General features: G+C 62.0%; 17 protein-coding genes. 7 read left to right on the forward strand and 10 right to left on the reverse strand.

What is annotated here, in order from left to right:
• Nucleotides 1-70: 70 nt before the first annotated feature.
• From OCL88_RS11570 to OCL88_RS11595, 6 genes are read left to right on the forward strand one after another with little or no spacing between them, the layout of a single operon-like run.
• Entirely contained in the window at nucleotides 71-1,438 is a 1,368-nt protein-coding gene (locus tag OCL88_RS11570; protein ID WP_264962599.1) for an MFS transporter, read from the forward strand.
• Nucleotides 1,439-1,448: 10 nt separating this feature from the next.
• Nucleotides 1,449-2,243 (forward strand): carbon-nitrogen family hydrolase, encoded by a 795-nt coding sequence (locus tag OCL88_RS11575; RefSeq protein ID WP_264962600.1) that lies wholly within the window; start codon nucleotides 1,449-1,451, stop codon nucleotides 2,241-2,243.
• 9 nt (nucleotides 2,244-2,252) lie between these two features.
• Nucleotides 2,253-2,936 carry a DUF2848 domain-containing protein gene (locus OCL88_RS11580; RefSeq protein ID WP_264962601.1) on the forward strand — a complete coding sequence of 228 codons (684 nt, stop codon included), beginning with the start codon at nucleotides 2,253-2,255 and terminating at the stop codon, nucleotides 2,934-2,936.
• Entirely contained in the window at nucleotides 2,936-4,402 is a 1,467-nt protein-coding gene (locus tag OCL88_RS11585) for a 4-hydroxyphenylacetate 3-hydroxylase family protein (RefSeq protein WP_264962602.1), read from the forward strand. The genes OCL88_RS11580 and OCL88_RS11585 overlap by 1 nt, the downstream gene beginning before the upstream one ends.
• A gap of 3 nt (nucleotides 4,403-4,405) precedes the next feature.
• A complete protein-coding gene (locus tag OCL88_RS11590) occupies nucleotides 4,406-4,762 on the forward strand; it encodes a cupin domain-containing protein (protein WP_264962603.1) in 357 nt (118 codons plus the stop codon).
• A gap of 1 nt (nucleotide 4,763) precedes the next feature.
• The gene (locus OCL88_RS11595) at nucleotides 4,764-5,288 is read left to right on the forward strand and encodes a flavin reductase family protein (RefSeq protein ID WP_264962604.1); all 525 of its coding nucleotides are present in this window, start codon (nucleotides 4,764-4,766) and stop codon (nucleotides 5,286-5,288) included.
• Between the two features lie 137 nt (nucleotides 5,289-5,425).
• Here the strand turns inward: OCL88_RS11595 and OCL88_RS11600 are convergent, their stop codons facing one another.
• The 10 genes from OCL88_RS11600 to OCL88_RS11645 form a co-directional block, all read right to left on the reverse strand.
• Nucleotides 5,426-5,746: a putative quinol monooxygenase gene (locus OCL88_RS11600; protein ID WP_264962605.1), complete on the reverse strand. Its 321-nt coding sequence runs from the start codon at nucleotides 5,744-5,746 to the stop codon at nucleotides 5,426-5,428.
• A 138-nt stretch (nucleotides 5,747-5,884) separates the two neighbouring features.
• A complete protein-coding gene (locus OCL88_RS11605; RefSeq protein ID WP_264962606.1) occupies nucleotides 5,885-6,778 on the reverse strand; it encodes a carbohydrate ABC transporter permease in 894 nt (297 codons plus the stop codon).
• Nucleotides 6,778-7,809 (reverse strand): carbohydrate ABC transporter permease, encoded by a 1,032-nt coding sequence (locus OCL88_RS11610; RefSeq protein WP_264962607.1) that lies wholly within the window; start codon nucleotides 7,807-7,809, stop codon nucleotides 6,778-6,780. The genes OCL88_RS11605 and OCL88_RS11610 overlap by 1 nt, the downstream gene beginning before the upstream one ends.
• Nucleotides 7,806-9,215, reverse strand: coding sequence for an N-acetylglucosamine/diacetylchitobiose ABC transporter substrate-binding protein (gene ngcE / locus OCL88_RS11615; RefSeq protein WP_021471683.1), 1,410 nt, complete (start codon nucleotides 9,213-9,215; stop codon nucleotides 7,806-7,808). The genes OCL88_RS11610 and ngcE overlap by 4 nt, the downstream gene beginning before the upstream one ends.
• 177 nt (nucleotides 9,216-9,392) lie before the next feature.
• The gene (locus tag OCL88_RS11620; protein WP_166185826.1) at nucleotides 9,393-9,788 is read right to left on the reverse strand and encodes an MmcQ/YjbR family DNA-binding protein; all 396 of its coding nucleotides are present in this window, start codon (nucleotides 9,786-9,788) and stop codon (nucleotides 9,393-9,395) included.
• Nucleotides 9,789-9,826: 38 nt separating this feature from the next.
• Complete coding sequence (locus OCL88_RS11625) at nucleotides 9,827-10,531, reverse strand: polysaccharide deacetylase family protein (RefSeq protein WP_264962608.1); 705 nt, start codon at nucleotides 10,529-10,531, stop codon at nucleotides 9,827-9,829.
• Between the two features lie 242 nt (nucleotides 10,532-10,773).
• Nucleotides 10,774-11,199 carry a CoA-binding protein gene (locus OCL88_RS11630; RefSeq protein ID WP_166185824.1) on the reverse strand — a complete coding sequence of 142 codons (426 nt, stop codon included), beginning with the start codon at nucleotides 11,197-11,199 and terminating at the stop codon, nucleotides 10,774-10,776.
• Between the two features lie 60 nt (nucleotides 11,200-11,259).
• Complete coding sequence (locus tag OCL88_RS11635) at nucleotides 11,260-12,132, reverse strand: hypothetical protein (RefSeq protein ID WP_264962609.1); 873 nt, start codon at nucleotides 12,130-12,132, stop codon at nucleotides 11,260-11,262.
• Nucleotides 12,129-12,683 carry an RNA polymerase sigma factor gene (locus OCL88_RS11640; RefSeq protein WP_264962610.1) on the reverse strand — a complete coding sequence of 185 codons (555 nt, stop codon included), beginning with the start codon at nucleotides 12,681-12,683 and terminating at the stop codon, nucleotides 12,129-12,131. Before OCL88_RS11640 ends, OCL88_RS11635 begins: the two co-directional genes overlap by 4 nt.
• 446 nt (nucleotides 12,684-13,129) lie before the next feature.
• A complete protein-coding gene (locus tag OCL88_RS11645; protein ID WP_413775461.1) occupies nucleotides 13,130-14,551 on the reverse strand; it encodes an MFS transporter in 1,422 nt (473 codons plus the stop codon).
• Between the two features lie 182 nt (nucleotides 14,552-14,733).
• Between OCL88_RS11645 and OCL88_RS11650 the strand changes: the two genes are divergently transcribed.
• Nucleotides 14,734-14,964 (forward strand): hypothetical protein, encoded by a 231-nt coding sequence (locus OCL88_RS11650; protein WP_264962611.1) that lies wholly within the window; start codon nucleotides 14,734-14,736, stop codon nucleotides 14,962-14,964.
• Nucleotides 14,965-15,014: the final 50 nt, after the last annotated feature.

The raw sequence follows: 15,014 nt of genomic DNA on the forward strand, positions 1-15,014 counted from the left end.
CCATCTCCGTGGAGACGAGCCATCCCCCTTCCCGGAAGGCCTGCGTCCCCACCCGCAAAAGGATCCCATCATGACCGATTTGAAAAAGGCAGAGCTTAGGCAGCAGAAGCACTCAAGCCTGCCCGTAGTGGCTGCTTCGAGCTTGGCCGGAACGGCCGTCGAATGGTACGACTTCTTCCTCTATGGCACCGCAGCCGCCCTGGTTTTCAACAAGCTCTACTTCCCAACGGACGATCCGCTGGTGGGCACTATGCTCGCTCTGGGTACGTTCGCTGCAGGCTTTCTGGCTCGTCCGCTCGGTGCGATCGTACTGGGCCATCTGGGCGACAAACATGGCCGCCGCGCAACACTCGTGGCAAGCCTCATGCTCATGGGAATCGCTACCGCCCTCATTGCCTTCATCCCTGCCTACGCCGCCATCGGCATCGCGGCACCGTTGCTGCTTCTGCTCTTGCGTCTGATCCAGGGATTCGCCCTCGGGGGCGAATGGGGCGGCGCCGTTCTCCTGGTCTCGGAACACAGCAATGACAGCGCACGCAGAGCCTTCTGGTCCTCCTGGCCAAACATGGGCCCGCCGCTGGGCAACCTTATGGCAGCGGGAGTCCTGGCCGTCCTGGCAGCCACCATGCCTGAAAGCGAATTCCTGGCCTGGGGGTGGCGCATCGCTTTCGGACTGTCCGCGCTACTGGTGATCATCGGACTTGTCCTGCGGCTCTACGTCCAGGAAACCCCGCTGTTCAAGGAAGCACAGCGCAAACGCGAAGCTGAGACAGCTACAGAACGCAAAATGCCCCTTGCCATCCTGTTCCGTCGCAACTGGCGCGAAATCCTCATTGCCACAGGTAGCCGCATGGGCGAGAACGCCGGCTTTTACATCTATTCGCTGTTCATCATCACTTACGTAACCCAGATCATGGGCCAGCCGCGGCAGTCCGGTCTGACCGCCGTCATGATTGGCCAAGCCGTGGCTGTCGTCGCCATTCCTGTTCTGGCTCTGTACGCCGACAAGGTCGGCCGAAAGCCGATCATGATTGGCGCATCGATTGCCACAATCATTTGGGCCTTCGCCTTCTTTGCCCTGCTCAACACCGGCCAGACATGGGGCATCATCGCTGCCGCTGTCGGTGGCCTGTTGATCTTCGCTGCATACAGCTCAGTGATAGGCGCCTTCTTCTCCGAGCTCTTCCCCACGGATGTCCGGTACAGCGGCACCTCTGTTGCCTACAACCTGGCCTCGCTGATTGCCGGCTCGCTCTCCCCGATCATCGCCTTGGCGCTCTACACGGCTTTCGGCACCGGCTACGCGATTGGTATCTATCTTGCGGCAATGGGCGTGATCTCCATGGTCTCCGTGATGTTCGCCAAGGAAACCAAGGATCTCCGGCTGAGCGACCTGGATGAACAGCCCGTCAGCGATCCGCCCAGCAACGCAAAGTAAGGAACGTCGAATGAAAATCGCCCTCGTGCAAGTGGCAAGCCCGGACAACGAGAGCCAGCAGGACCGCATCGACCGAGTGGAAGCCCTGCTGCGGAGCATCGATGGCGCGGACCTGATCGTGCTCCCCGAGCTCTGGAGTGCCGGATATTTCCACTTCGACCAATACCACGAACTCTCCGAAACAGTCGCCGGGCCAACAGCGTCCATGTGTTCCCGGGTAGCCAAAGACCTCGGCGTGTACCTCCACATCGGCAGCATCGTGGAATCCGGTGAGGACGGACGGCTCAGCAATACGTCCATCCTGCTCGGGCCGGACGGCAGCGTGGTCCACACCTACCGCAAGATCCACGTCTTCGGCTACAAATCCAAGGAAGCAGAGCTGCTCACGGCCGGGACATCGCTGCCCGTGGCGGACCTCCCCTTCGGGGCAACCGCCGGAATCACCTGCTACGACCTGCGCTTCCCCGGCTTATGGCTGGAGCTGGGCAAACGCGGCGCCGAAATCATCATTGTTCCGGCCGCGTGGCCAGCCGCCCGCAGGGAACACTGGCGGCTGCTGACCAGCGCCAGGGCGGTTGAGCACCAAATCTTCGTCATCGCCTGCAATGCCGCCGGCATCCAGGACGACGTGGAACTTGGTGGCCACAGCCGGGTAGTAGACCCATCCGGCAACGTCCTCGCTGAGGCTGATGCAGGCGAAACAGTACTCCTGTTGGACATCGACCCCGCCCTCACCAAGCAAGTACGCGAAGAATTCCCCGTCATCGGCGACCGCCTGGCCAACTACCAAAATCTCACTGCCTAGAGGAGCACCATGGAAACACAACGATCCGTCCCACTCGCCTTCAGGGTGGTGGGAACAGACAGGACAATTACGCTCACGGAATTCCACGGCGTGGTTGCCGGGTACACGGGCCGCGATCCGGAGGCCGTGCAGCATCACATTGACGAGCTGGAGGCGATCGGCGTGGCACCCCCACCTGAGGTTCCCATGTTCTACCGCATGAACGCGGACCTGTTCGAGACCTCCGGTGAGCACGAGACCAGCGAGAACCTGACATCCGGCGAGATCGAACCGCTGTACATCCGCCATGAGGGCAAGTTCTACCTCGGCATCGGCTCGGACCACACGGATCGGGACATCGAGGCCAAGGACATCGGCGATTCCAAGCGGGCCTGCCCCAAGCCAGTTGCCGGTGAGGTGATCGCCGTCGGGGATCTCGGAGAACTCGACCTGGACCAGTGCACCGCCCGTTCCTGGGTGGACGGCGAGCTGTACCAGGAAGGTTCGCTGAGCGGCCTACGCAAGCCCGCCGACGTCGTCGAACGCCTCTTGGCCCGCGCTGACATTGGTGACGCTGACTTCATGTGCCTCGGGGGCACCCTCCCGCTCCTCTACGGAAAGTTCATTGATGGAACTTCCTGGAAGTTGGAGCTCTCGTTCCCGAATGGGACCACCATTGAACATAACTACAAAATCAAGAAAGGCTCACTCTGATGAGGACCGGAAAAGAGTACCTGAAGTCCCTGAATGACGGCCGCACGGTGATCCTCGACGGCGAGGTTGTCCCGAACGTCCTGGAACACCCCGCCTTCGCGAAGGTGGCCCACACCATGTCTGAGCTGTTCGATATCGCAGCGGATCCCCTCAACGGCATGCAGTTCCACTCAGAGGAGATCGACGGACCGGCCAACCGGACCTTTGCAGCTCCCCGCACGCAGGAGGAACTGGTCCTTCGTCGCCATGCCATCGAAAAGTGGGCCAAGCATACGCACGGCTGGGTGGGCCGCAGCCCCGACCACGTTGGCACTTTCTTCGCAGCATTCGGCTCCCACCCGGAGGTGTTCGCCAATGACCAGCGCGACTTCGCCGGCAACGTGGAGCGGTACTACAAGAAGGTCCTGGCAGAGAACCTGTACCTCTCATACGCAATCATTCCGCCGCAGGTCTCCCGCGCCACCACAGCCTCAGGGTGGGAAGGCGAATACCTGCAGGTCGGCGTCCTGCGCGAAACCGATGAGGGCATCATTGTCCGCGGTTCGCAGATGCTGGCAACCGGTGCTGCAATCGCCGACGAAGTATTTGTCACCTGCATCAAGCCGCTGGGTCCCGATGATGTGGACTTCGCTGTCAGCTTCGCCATCCCGGTGGCCACCGACGGGCTGAAGCTCTACTGCCGCCGGCCGTTCGCGCCCGCCGCCACCAGCGACTTCGACTACCCCCTCACGAGCCACTACGACGAGCCCGACGCCCTTGTGGTGTTCGACGACGTCCTCATCCCTTGGGACCGCGTGTTCATCAACCGGAACATCGAGACGCTCCGCCGGCAGTTCTTCGACACCGGCGCGCACGCCCTGGGTAACTGGCAGGCCCAGATCCGGTTCTCCACCAAGCTGAAGTTCATCGCATCCGTGGCGCGCAAGGTCACCCAAGTAAACGGCACAGACAAGATCCCCGGTGTCCAGGAGAAGCTCGGCGAACTGGCCGCGATTGTGCAGTCGGTTGAGTCGGCCGTCCTCGCCGCCGAATACACCGCCACAACAGACGACGCCGGCATGCGGGTTCCGGGGAAGGCAGCCCTTTACGGGGCCATGGGCCTGCAGTCGGAGACGTACCCGCGCGTGATTTCCATCCTGAGGGACCTCGTTGGTGGCGGAGTACTGCAGTTGCCGTCGAGCATCGCGGACATGACCAGCAGCGTCACGCGGTCGGACATGGAACGCTATGTCCAGTCCCCCGGTGTTGCCAGCGAGGAGCGGGTCAAGCTTTTCAAACTGGCTTGGGACATCATCGGGTCCGAATTCGCGGGCAGGCACCAGCAGTATGAGATGTTCTACGCCGGTGCCCCGTTTGTGGTCCGTGGCGCTTACACGTACCGGAACTACGGCTACGACGCCCTGGTGGCGGAACTGGATGCGTTCCTGGGCTCGTACGGCATCAACTCCGAGTCGGAAGGAATCTAAGCCATGGCCAAGCCCGAATTCGAGTTCACGCCGACTGACTCAGTGGACTTCACACCCTGCAATCCCCACATCGAGGGCCTGTCCGAGGCCATTCTGGCCCGGGATTCCGACAGTGACAGCGTTACCCGCATCCTCAAGTTCGAGCCCGGCACAGACACCTCCCCCAACGGCGTCCTGACTCATGATTTCTGGGAGGAGGTATTCATCTTCGAAGGCTCATTTGTGGACCAGCGCCTCGGCAAAACCTTCAAGGCTGGTGATTGGGCTACCCGACCGCCCGGCATGGAACACGGCCCGTGGGTTTCCGAGAACGGAGCCAAGATGTTCGAAGTCCGCTACTACCAGAACGGGAGAAACTGACATGAGCCTTGCACCGCTCTTCACCAAGCCTGACGCCATGGGCATGCGCCGCGCTATGGGCCGCTTCCTTACCGGCGTCGCCGTAGTGACCACGAAACGTGAGGACGAACTCTTCGGTATGACCATCAGTTCGCTGACCTCTATCAGCCTTGAACCACCCATCCTGATGATTTCTCTGAACTTCGGCACCCGCACAGGCGACGCATTGCTGGACAGCGGCAAGTTCGCGGTTAGCATCCTCGGGGCCAAACAGGAATCGATCGCGCGACGGTTCGCAGTGCGCGGCGGCGACCGGTTCGGCGAGGGGGACTTCGACATTACCGCCAGCGGTTTGCCGGTGATCAAGGGCGCCCTTGCCCAAGCGGACTGCACCGTGGTGCAAACGTACGACGTCGGTGATCACCAAGTCTTCTTCGGACAGGTGACCACGTGTCGGGACAGGGACGGGGAGGTGCTTGCGTTCAAGGCTGGTCGTTTTGGCTCGTTCAACGACTTTGGTCACGCCGAGATTCCTTGGATGTTCTAGGTCTGATTCTGACGCCGTGCCCTCACGACCGACTTTGAATGAAAACGTCCCCCGATCCACCGCAAACATCGGCGTGTCGGGGGCGTTTCGGCCTCAAAGTGGGTCGTGGCGGTACACAGCCGGCCAGCGAGGACTAGCTAGTCGATGGTCAGCTCGCCCATGCGGTCCCAGCCGCTGCCTTCGAGCTGGCGGCTGATGATGTGCGGGGTTTCGGCGAGGGCCTGGGGCATGTCGGCCATCGCTTTCTTGAAGTGCATGCTGTTCACGTGGGCCTCCGCGGCATCGTCCTGGAACGCTTCCACCAGGACGAACTCGTTCGGGTCTTCCACGCTGCGGGACCAGTCGAACCACAGATTGCCCGGTTCTTCGCGCGTGGCCTGGGTAAAGTCGGCCACCAGATCCAGCCAACGCTCCGACCAGTCGGGCTTCACCTTGAATTTGACCACAATGAAAATCATGTAATTCGGCCTTTCGATCAGTTGCCGGGACTGTACTGCCCCGGCGCCGGTTGCCGTTCCATCCTTTCAGAGTTAAAGCTCGACGGCGGCCCGCACCACAAGGCGCGCACCGCCGTCGTACGTCCTGCCTGGCCGGGGCTATTTCATGGTTCCCTGCGAAACCGAACCCTGGAGCTGGCGTTGGAAGATGATGTACACGATCAGCACCGGCACCACGGTGACAGTGACCGCCGCGAACAAGGCGCCGAAGTCCACTGCATACCCCATCTGCCCGGCGAAAGCCGCGAGGCCTTGGGACAGCACGCGCGGCCCGGCCGCATTGATGGAGACCGGGATGAGGAACTGGTTCCACAGGCCAAGGAAGTTGAAGATCGCAACGGAAGCAAGGCCCGGCTTGGCCATGGGAAGCATGACCTGGAAGAACGTCCGCCATTCGCCTGCCCCGTCCAAGGCGGCTGCCTCCGTGATCTCGTGGGGAAGCGACTTGAAGAAGGAAAACAGGAAGAACACCGTGAACGGCAGGGCAAACCCAACGTAGACGAGGATCAGCCCGGGCAGTGTGTTGAGGAGTCCGATGTTCCGCATGACGAAGAACAACGGGACCATGGCCAGGAAGATCGGGAAGGTCAACCCGGCGAGCATCAGGTAGTAGATGGCCCTGCTGCCGAAGAAGACATACCTGGCCAGCACGTAGGCACACATGGCTCCAAGCACCATGACGATCACCAACGCGCCGCCCACCACGATCACCGAGTTCAGGAAGTAGCTTCCAATCCCGGCATCGCTCCAGGCTTTGACGTAGTTGTCGAAACGCCACTCGGACGGCAGGGCGAACGGAGAAGCGAAGATCTCGCTGGATGTCTTGAACGATGACATCACCGTCCACAGGAGCGGCAGGATGACGATGAGCGACCATATGGTCAGGGCGGTGTGGGAAATGGCCCCCACCACTTTGTCGCCGGGAGTAGTTGCGGGTGTCCGCGGCTGGAAGTGCAGGGACTTCCTTTCCGGCATAACTGTCTTGGTGGACATCAGTTGCTCACATCCTTGTCGCCGCCGGTCAGCTTGTTAACAGCGAACACCAGCCCGGAGAAGATCAGGGTGGTGATTGCCAGGACCACGCCCATGGCGCTGGCGAGCCCGAACTGGCCCTTGCTGAACGCCGTGAAGAACAGCTGTTGGGACATGACAAGCGTCGAGTTGTCCGGCCCGCCGCCCGAGTTCAGGGCCGCCATATACACGAAAGCGTCCAGCGCCAGGATGCCCATGTAGATGTAGGCGGTCTGGATGTTGTCGCGGATCAGCGGGATGGTCACGGACACCGCCGTCCGGAACCTCCCGGCGCCGTCGATGCGGGCAGCTTCGAACAGTTCGGCGGGAATGCCCTTGATGCCGGCCACGAACAGCACCATGTAGAACCCCACGAAGCCCCACACGATCACGAACATGGTGGCGATCATGGCTGTGTCCTTGTTCCCCAGCCAGGCGAAGTCCTTGAACTGCTCCATGCCCAGCCCGGTGAGGATCCCGTTCAGCAAGCCGCCGGAAGGATCATAGATCTGTCCCCACATGATGCCGATGGCGATGGCGGGAATCGTGTAAGGGAAGAAAGAAACCACGCGGTAGAAACTGGAGTTCCGCAGGCCCTTGATCTGGCCCTTGCTGCTGCCGCCCACCGTGACCATCGTAGCCAGGACGAGGCTCAGGACAATGGTGATGATGGGCAGGAAGATGACCAGGAGGATGTTGTTCCCCATGGCCTTCATGAAGATATCGTCCGTGAAAATTTTGGCGTAATTGTCCAGCCCGATGAAGTTCTGGTTCGGCGAGAAGCCGGACCAGTCCGTCAGGGAGTAGCCAAAGGCCTGGATGAACGGCCAGATCACGAACAGGATATAGATAGCGAGCGGCAGGCCCAGGAAAACGAGGAAGAAGCTGGCCTTGTCCCACGTCAGGGGCTTGCGCCGCCGCTTGGTGGAAGCCGGCGGCGGAGGAGCCATGGCCGGAACGACGGCGGCCAAACCGTCGCCGTTCCGGCTCTGCTGTGGTTCCACTACGGTCACTTCACTTCAATCTTCTTGACCGAGCTGTCGTTGCGGACCTTGTCCGTGATGCTCTGCAGGGACGACGTCAGCGTGGCAACATCCGACTTGCCGTCGAGGAAGGTGTTCCACACAACCAGCTGGTCCTTGTTGGTGCCGTAGAGGTCGATGAAGTTCCAGGTGTAGATGTTCTCGCCGGCATCGCTCAGGAGTTTGGTTTGGGACACCAGGGCCGTTGAACCAAAGCCGTCCTCGGGGACAGTGTCCTTGACGATCGTGGGGGCGAGCTTGGTCTTTGCGAAGTTGGTGGCGGCTTCCTTGGAGAGCATGACGCGGAGCAGTTCCTTGCCGCCGGCCACGTTCTTGCCCTGCGACGGGACGATGTACGGCTCACCGGCCGCGCTGTGCAAGGACTCGTAGGGCATTTTGGGGCTGGAGCTCACTGCGGGAACGGGCGCACCCGTCATCTTGAAGTCAGCCTTGGTCTGGTCCTTCATCTCGTTCTCAATCCAGGAACCGGACGGGTAGAACACTGCCTCCTGTGCGTTGCTCCACTGCGCCTGCGCTGCCGTGAACTGGGTGCCGGACCCGCCGGGCTTGAAGAAGCCTGCCTTCACGATCTTGTCCATGGCCGTGAAAACGGACTGGACGGCCGGATGGGACCAGCAGTCGGCCTTAAGGTTTTCCAAGGCGAGACGGACCTCGTCGCCGCCTTCCTTGATGGCCGAGGCGATCGCCATCTCCTGGTAGTACGTGGCGGCTTCCTTGCCCCACACAAACAGGTACTTGCCCTTGGCCTTGGCCTGTTCGCCCAAGGCATACATCTCATCCCAGGTCTTGGGCACGGTCCAACCGTTCTCCTTCAGGAGCGAATCGGAGTACCACATGGCGTAGACCGTCAGGACGTAGTTCAGGGCGGCCAGTTTGCCGTCGAAAGTGCCCGGTGCGAGCACACCGGTGTAGAGGGTGTCCTTGATGACCTTGCCCTCCAGGTTCTTGGCCTCCACAACGCTGGTGAGGTCTTCGAGCTGGGCAAGGATGGTACTGAAGCCGATTGCCTTGGCACCGGAGTTGTCGATCAGGTCCGGAGGGTTGCCGCCAACGAAGCGTGGCTGCAGTTCCTGCGCAATATCCGTTGACGGGGCGATCTTCGCCGTGGAACCGGCGTGTGCAGATTCAAACGCCTTACCGGCAAATTCAACGTAGTCGATGCCGTAGCCACCCTTGAAAATGACTGCATCAACGGTGGATTTGTCCGCCATCCCGAACGGGTTGGTGTCCGAGACTGTGCCGGAAGGACCAGCCGTGGTTCCCCCTCCGCCCGCTGCACAGGACGCGATGGTGCCGCCCATCGGGACGAGCACAGCTGCAGCAAGTGCTCCGCGCAGGAATCCGCGGCGGCCAAGGGACTGGTGCTGAATGGTCATTTTCATACCCCTTAAGTGACTCGTATAGGCCGACTCAGGCGTCTGGGGCACCATTGAGCCGACAGTCTGGGTTGACGCCCTACAGCACCAACCTTCGTGTGACATACTTCACTAAGAGTGATTGGAAATCAATATTTCCCGGCAGTTTCGATCAACTTTTGTCAAAGTGTGATCTTTTTAGAGCAGTCCCGCCCATCCAAGTTGCTCCCGTTGCCGCCGGCTCAGGCTCGCCACCACCAGGTCGTAGGAATCCTCCACCATGTCCCGGATCATGTCGTCCGGGAGCCCGCCGTCCAACCGCACGCCGTTCCAGTGCCTCTTGTTCAGATGCCAGGCACCGGTGATTTCAGGATGGGCAGCGCGCAACTGCTCGGCAAGCGCAGGCTCGCACTTGAGGCTGACGGACCAGTTGCCGGGATCCATGGCCGACAGGGCAAACATCTTGGCCTCGTGGCGTGCGCCGCCGGACACCGCAGCCCTCACCTTGAAAACGGACAACTCCGGGCCGAACGGGAAGTCTTCAAAAGCACCCGGAAAGCCGAGGCAGATCTCACGGAGGCGTGGCACGTCCATGATTCGAGGGTACCGCTGCCGGCGTCCCGGACCATCAGCTACGCGACGCCCAGGAAGTCCTCCAGCAACACCACTTCCAACCCCGCCGCGAGCTGGGCAGCACGGAAAGCGGCCAGGTCAGCGGCGAACTCCGCCCGGAAATGCATCAGCACAATATCCCCCGGGCGTAGGGAATTTCCTACCTGGTAGTCCATCTTTCCGGCGTTGGCTTTCGCTTCCCACGTGACGATCGCCTTCATGCCGGCATCCGCCACAGCCTGGCGCATCACGTCTGAATAGGCGCCGCCCGGGGGACGGAAAAGCGTCGGGCGTCGGCCGTACTGCTTCAGCGCGTACTCCTGCATGCCCACCATGTCGGCGAGCTGCTGCTGATAGCCCCACTGCCGGACCATGTTGATGTTGTGCGTGACCGTGTGGTTTTCCACCAGGCTGCCCTGGGCCTTGAAGGCGTCAAAGAAGGCGGGGTTTTCAGCGATGGTGTCCTTGGTAAGGAACAGCGAGGCCGGGTAGTCGTACTCGGCCATGAGCTTCACGGATTCAGGGCTCTTGATGTTGCCGTCGTCAATCGTCAGGAAGACCACGGGATGCTGCGTTGGAATCTTGGTGATCACGGGAGCCAGGCCACCCACCACGGGCGGCAGCTGGTAGTCGGGGATGAAGCTGCGGCGAATGCGCTTGGAGGGCTTCGGCGTCGCGGTTGGAGCGGGGGTGCCCGACGGCGGCACCTCACCGGCCGCCGCCATCGCTCCGTTGCCGGCCGGCCCCGGCGGCGAGGCGGACGCACTACCGGGCGGCAGCTCCGGCGTCGTACTTTCCCCTGCGCTGCACGCCGATAGTCCAGCGACTACCGACGCCCCGAAGGCCCCGAGGACGGCCCTTCTGCCGGGCGAGAAAAATGGCACAGCGGAAGGCTGCTTCGGCACGTTATCCCCCATGGATTAGTGAATGGTCCAGCTGCAGGGTAGCAGCAGAACCGGCGCGCGCCTTACAGGCCGTAATGCCAGCCTTCACGTGCCGGGCAGGAGTTGACCACGACGTCGAGCCCTGCATCCCGGGCGCGCTGGCAGGCTTCGTCGTCAAAGACTCCCAACTGGAGCCAGACCGCCTTGGCGCCCACCGCGATGGCTTCGTCGATGACGGCGCCCACGCGCCCGGAGTTCACGAAACAGTCAACGACATCTATGGGGTGCTTATCGGCGGGAATATCCGCGAGGGATTTATAGCCCTTTTCGCCGTGGACGTCCTCGCCCTTGAGATTGACCGGAATGATTTCCATGCCCATCTTGTCCCGCACGTAAAGGGAGACATCGTAAGCGGAGCGCCATTCGTTGGTACTGAGCCCCACGATCGCCCAAGTGCCTTTTGTTCGCATCAACCGCTCCACCACGGCCGGATCGTTCACATGCATCATTCACCAAGCCTACCCCCCACCTTCAGGAGCACATTCGGCCGAATTTTGTTCATGCGGGGGTTATTTCCTCGAAACGGGAGGTGCTTGCCTCAGGAGCTTTTCTGCCGTGCCCCAGGGGTTGGCAATGTCGATTCCCGGGGTCTTGCCGGGCTTGCCGATAATGCCGGGTGCCGTCCAGCGTGCGTCCCCTGGCTTGCCCTTCGGGCTGGTGCCGGCGCCCTGGTCGGCCTTGCTGTTATGTGCGTCCTTGGCTGCCTGGTTCGCCACAGCAGGAAGGCCCTTTGAACCAGGAGTCGTTCCTTGAGCTTGGTCATCCGGCGCCTGGTCATCCGGCGCCCGGTCGGCCCAAGCCTGTTCCGGCGCGGCCTGTTCCGGCGCGGCCTGTTCCGGCGCGGACTGCGCCGACGCGGTGGATTGCTGGGGTGCTGTTGTTCGGGGGGCTTCGGGCAGGGCGGATGGGCTACTCGTCCCGCCGCTCCCGGCAAGGCTTCCGCCCGGTACGTTTTCTTCTGTGGGTGCAGGCTCCGTGATGACCCTCGGGGCGTCAGGGCGGGGCAATTCCTGAGGTGCTGCGTCCCCCTGCCGGGACGGGTTTCCGAAGAGCCCACTGATAATGGTGGGAGTCTTCGTGAAACCGGAACTGGCTGCAGCCACACCGCTCACGCCCAGTCCCATGGCGGCAACAACCGCAACGCCGGCGAGGGCGGCGCGATGCTTACGCTGCCAGCGTCGCTTGGCAAGCTGGTCATGCGGCCCGGCCAGCATCGCTGCCAGCTCCGGACCCGGGGCGGGAGCGGGAAGGTTCCCGAGCGTCCGCAGGGAAAGAAGTACCGTCCGCATGTCAGCGTCATCGGAGAGATCCGCCTCGAGCAAGAGCTCGTCAACGGCAGCTGTGCTCTCCGATTCCCTGGATGGCCTGTCCCTGTATGTCATGGCGACACATATTCCTTTACTACCGAGTGCTCACGGAGTGTAATCAGCGCCCGCCGCTGCAGTTGTTTGACTGCTCCGGCGGACTTCCCCATGATGTCGGCCACCTGCTCAACCGTCAGTCCAGCCACGATCCGAAGTGCCAGGACCTCCCTTTGATCTCCTCCAAGGTGGTCAAGCAACCGGAGGAGTTCCTGCGGAGCCAACCGGTCCATTGCCTCGGACTCGGCCGAGACTGATTCCCTGGTGTCCCGTTCCGGTTCGAACTCGTGCTGTTCCGGAGTCCGGCTCTGCCTTCGATGCTCGTCAACCATGCGGGCGTGAGCCACCGAGAACACGAAAGTCCGTAGCCCTTCGGCTCCCCCGCTGAGGTCATCAAGCCGGGGCAGCACAGCCAGGAACACGTCCTGGGTGACAGCTTCCGGGTCGGATATACCCTTGGCCGTCAGGTACCCAAGGACCGGGCCGGCATAGGCCTGGTACACGGCGCCGAACAGTGCCGAGCTATTGCCCCTGAGCGCATGGAGCGCGTCATCGGTCAATGCGTCGGTCACGGAAGAGACTTTCGATCGGCGGCAGGTCCTCGGCTGGAAGCCGGATCATCCGCACACTGCTCAGCGAACGATCCTCACCTAGGGTATCTGCTCGTCCGGGTCCCCTGCAGGGCAGGACCGGCATGTCGTCAGGAACCTGCCGACATCCGGATCTGCGTGGTCGGAAGGGCCCTTGGACAAAAGGAAGGACCGGGCTGGAACATGATGGGGGACAAATTCCAGCTCGGCCCTTTCAATGACGTAATCGTCGGGGCGCGCCAAAGGGTTACGCAGGGTTCACATTTTTTTGGAAAAGTTTTTCTGCGCGTTGTTCGCGTGCGCTTCAACCCGCGCCGCACCCGTACCCGCCCGGCGCGCCTGTAGCACCGGGTGCGCTCCGCGCGAACGGTAGCGACGTGAGTGCCCAGGGGGTGCGCCGGGCGCGAAAGGCTGCAGCAAAGGAGTAGCTAGCCCTCCTTTGCTGCCCTCTCCTGAACTGCTTTCTCCCGGTAGGACTCCGTGACGCGCCCGTACACAGGGGTGAGGAAGGCCAGGAGTGAGGCGACAATCATGACGACGCCGGCCACCAGGAAGACCAACGCGATGCCACGTGACGTTCCTTCGCCCAGAAGCGGTGCCAACTGTGCAGAGCCTTCCTGTGAACGGGCGTATGGGATGATCCAGAACTGGGCGATTGGGGCAATGATGAAGGCCGTAATGGGTGCGGCAGCCGACTCGAAGGCCATGGCAAACCCGAACACCCTTCCCTGCCGCGGCAAGGGGACCACTTGCTGGATGACGGTCTGCTCAGCAGCTTCCACAATGGGTACCAAGGCCAGGTACAACCAGATGCCCAGGACGTACAGCCACGGCCACTCGCGAATGGTGAAGAGTGCCCCCAGGAGTCCCATGACGGCAACGGCAATCAGCATGGTCTTGAGCGGGTTGGCGCCAAGGCCGAACTTGCCCACCAACGCACCGCCCACAATGAAGCCGGTAGCACCGACGGCAAAGAAGGTGCCCCAGAGCTCCACCGGGAACATCTCAAGGCCATAAGGATCCATCAGCGCCATGTATACGCCACCAACGAAGTTGTTGAAGGTGGAGAAGATGATCAAGGCGAAGAGACCCGCAATGGCAAGCACGGCGGCATAGGAGCCCCGCAGGTCGAAACTGCCCTTGGCATCGGTCGCGGCCGGTCGCCGTTCTTCCGGCATGCGCAGGGTCAGCAGGTGCACGTAGGCGAGCGCCGTGAACCCCAGGGCCACCACGATCGTCCATCCCATTCCCAGCAGCCCGACTGACAGTCCGGAAAGCACCGAGGTGACGATGAACATCAGCCCCTGCACCATGCCCACCAAACCGTTGGCGTTGGCCCGGCGGTCGGGTTCGATGAGGATGGTGACCGTGGTGGACAGGGCGATGTTGCGCATGTTCTCCACCACCGCGCCGATGAGGATGATCAGCGTGAACGCCCAGAACCAAGGTTGTCCGAGGTCCAGCAACGACGCAGTGGGCACCAAGAGGTACACGACGCCGGAGATGGTGAACATGATCAGCGTAAAGGCGGCGGCGAAACGCATGACGGTCAGCTTGCGGTAGCGGTCTACAAAGGTGCCGAAGCTGATGCTGGAAAGGGCAATGAGCAGCATGTAGGCACCGCCCACTACACCCGTGGCAATGACATTGCGGGTTTCCAGGTAGACCCAGAACGTCAGCGCAAACCACAGGTAGCTTGTGGTGATGTTGGCCGCAGCAGTGTTGACCAGGATTCCCATGAAGGTCCTGGAGCGCTCCGCCGGCGTGCGGAGTGTCAGATCAATGTCTCCGGGCGCTGCTGCCTCGTGGTCGGCGACGTCACCGGCCGGTGTGTGCTCGTGATCCGTCATTCTCTCCCGCCCCGATGCATGCGTGTCCCCTCACTGAAAACGCGCGGTAACACCAGCATCTGCCGGTTCTCAGGGACTGGTCAAGGGGTTTTCCACACTGCGGCCATGGCCTCTCGCTTTATAGAGGCGTAGGCTGGCCCCTCCAGCAAGAGGACCGAAAACAACGAGTTCCAGGAGAGATGATGACCCTTCCTCCACAGCATGAACCCGATCCGTTCCCGCCCGAGCCCGGGCCCACCCAGCCGCCGTCGGAGCCCGGCCCGGGACAGCCGCCGCCGGACCCGACGCAGCCGTTCCCTCCACCCATGCCGGACCCGGGTCCGGAGCCGGGCCCCCTGCCCATTCCGGATCCCGGGCCGGCTGCTCCCCCGCCCCATCCGGATCCCACGTTCGGGGAACCGCCGTTGACCTAGGTGTAATTCCCACGGAGGTTGTGAACGCGGCTGATGGGGGTTTTGCCTCC

The sequence above is a fragment of the Paenarthrobacter sp. PAE-2 genome, assembly GCF_026013155.1.
Lineage (GTDB): Bacteria > Actinomycetota > Actinomycetes > Actinomycetales > Micrococcaceae > Arthrobacter > Arthrobacter ureafaciens.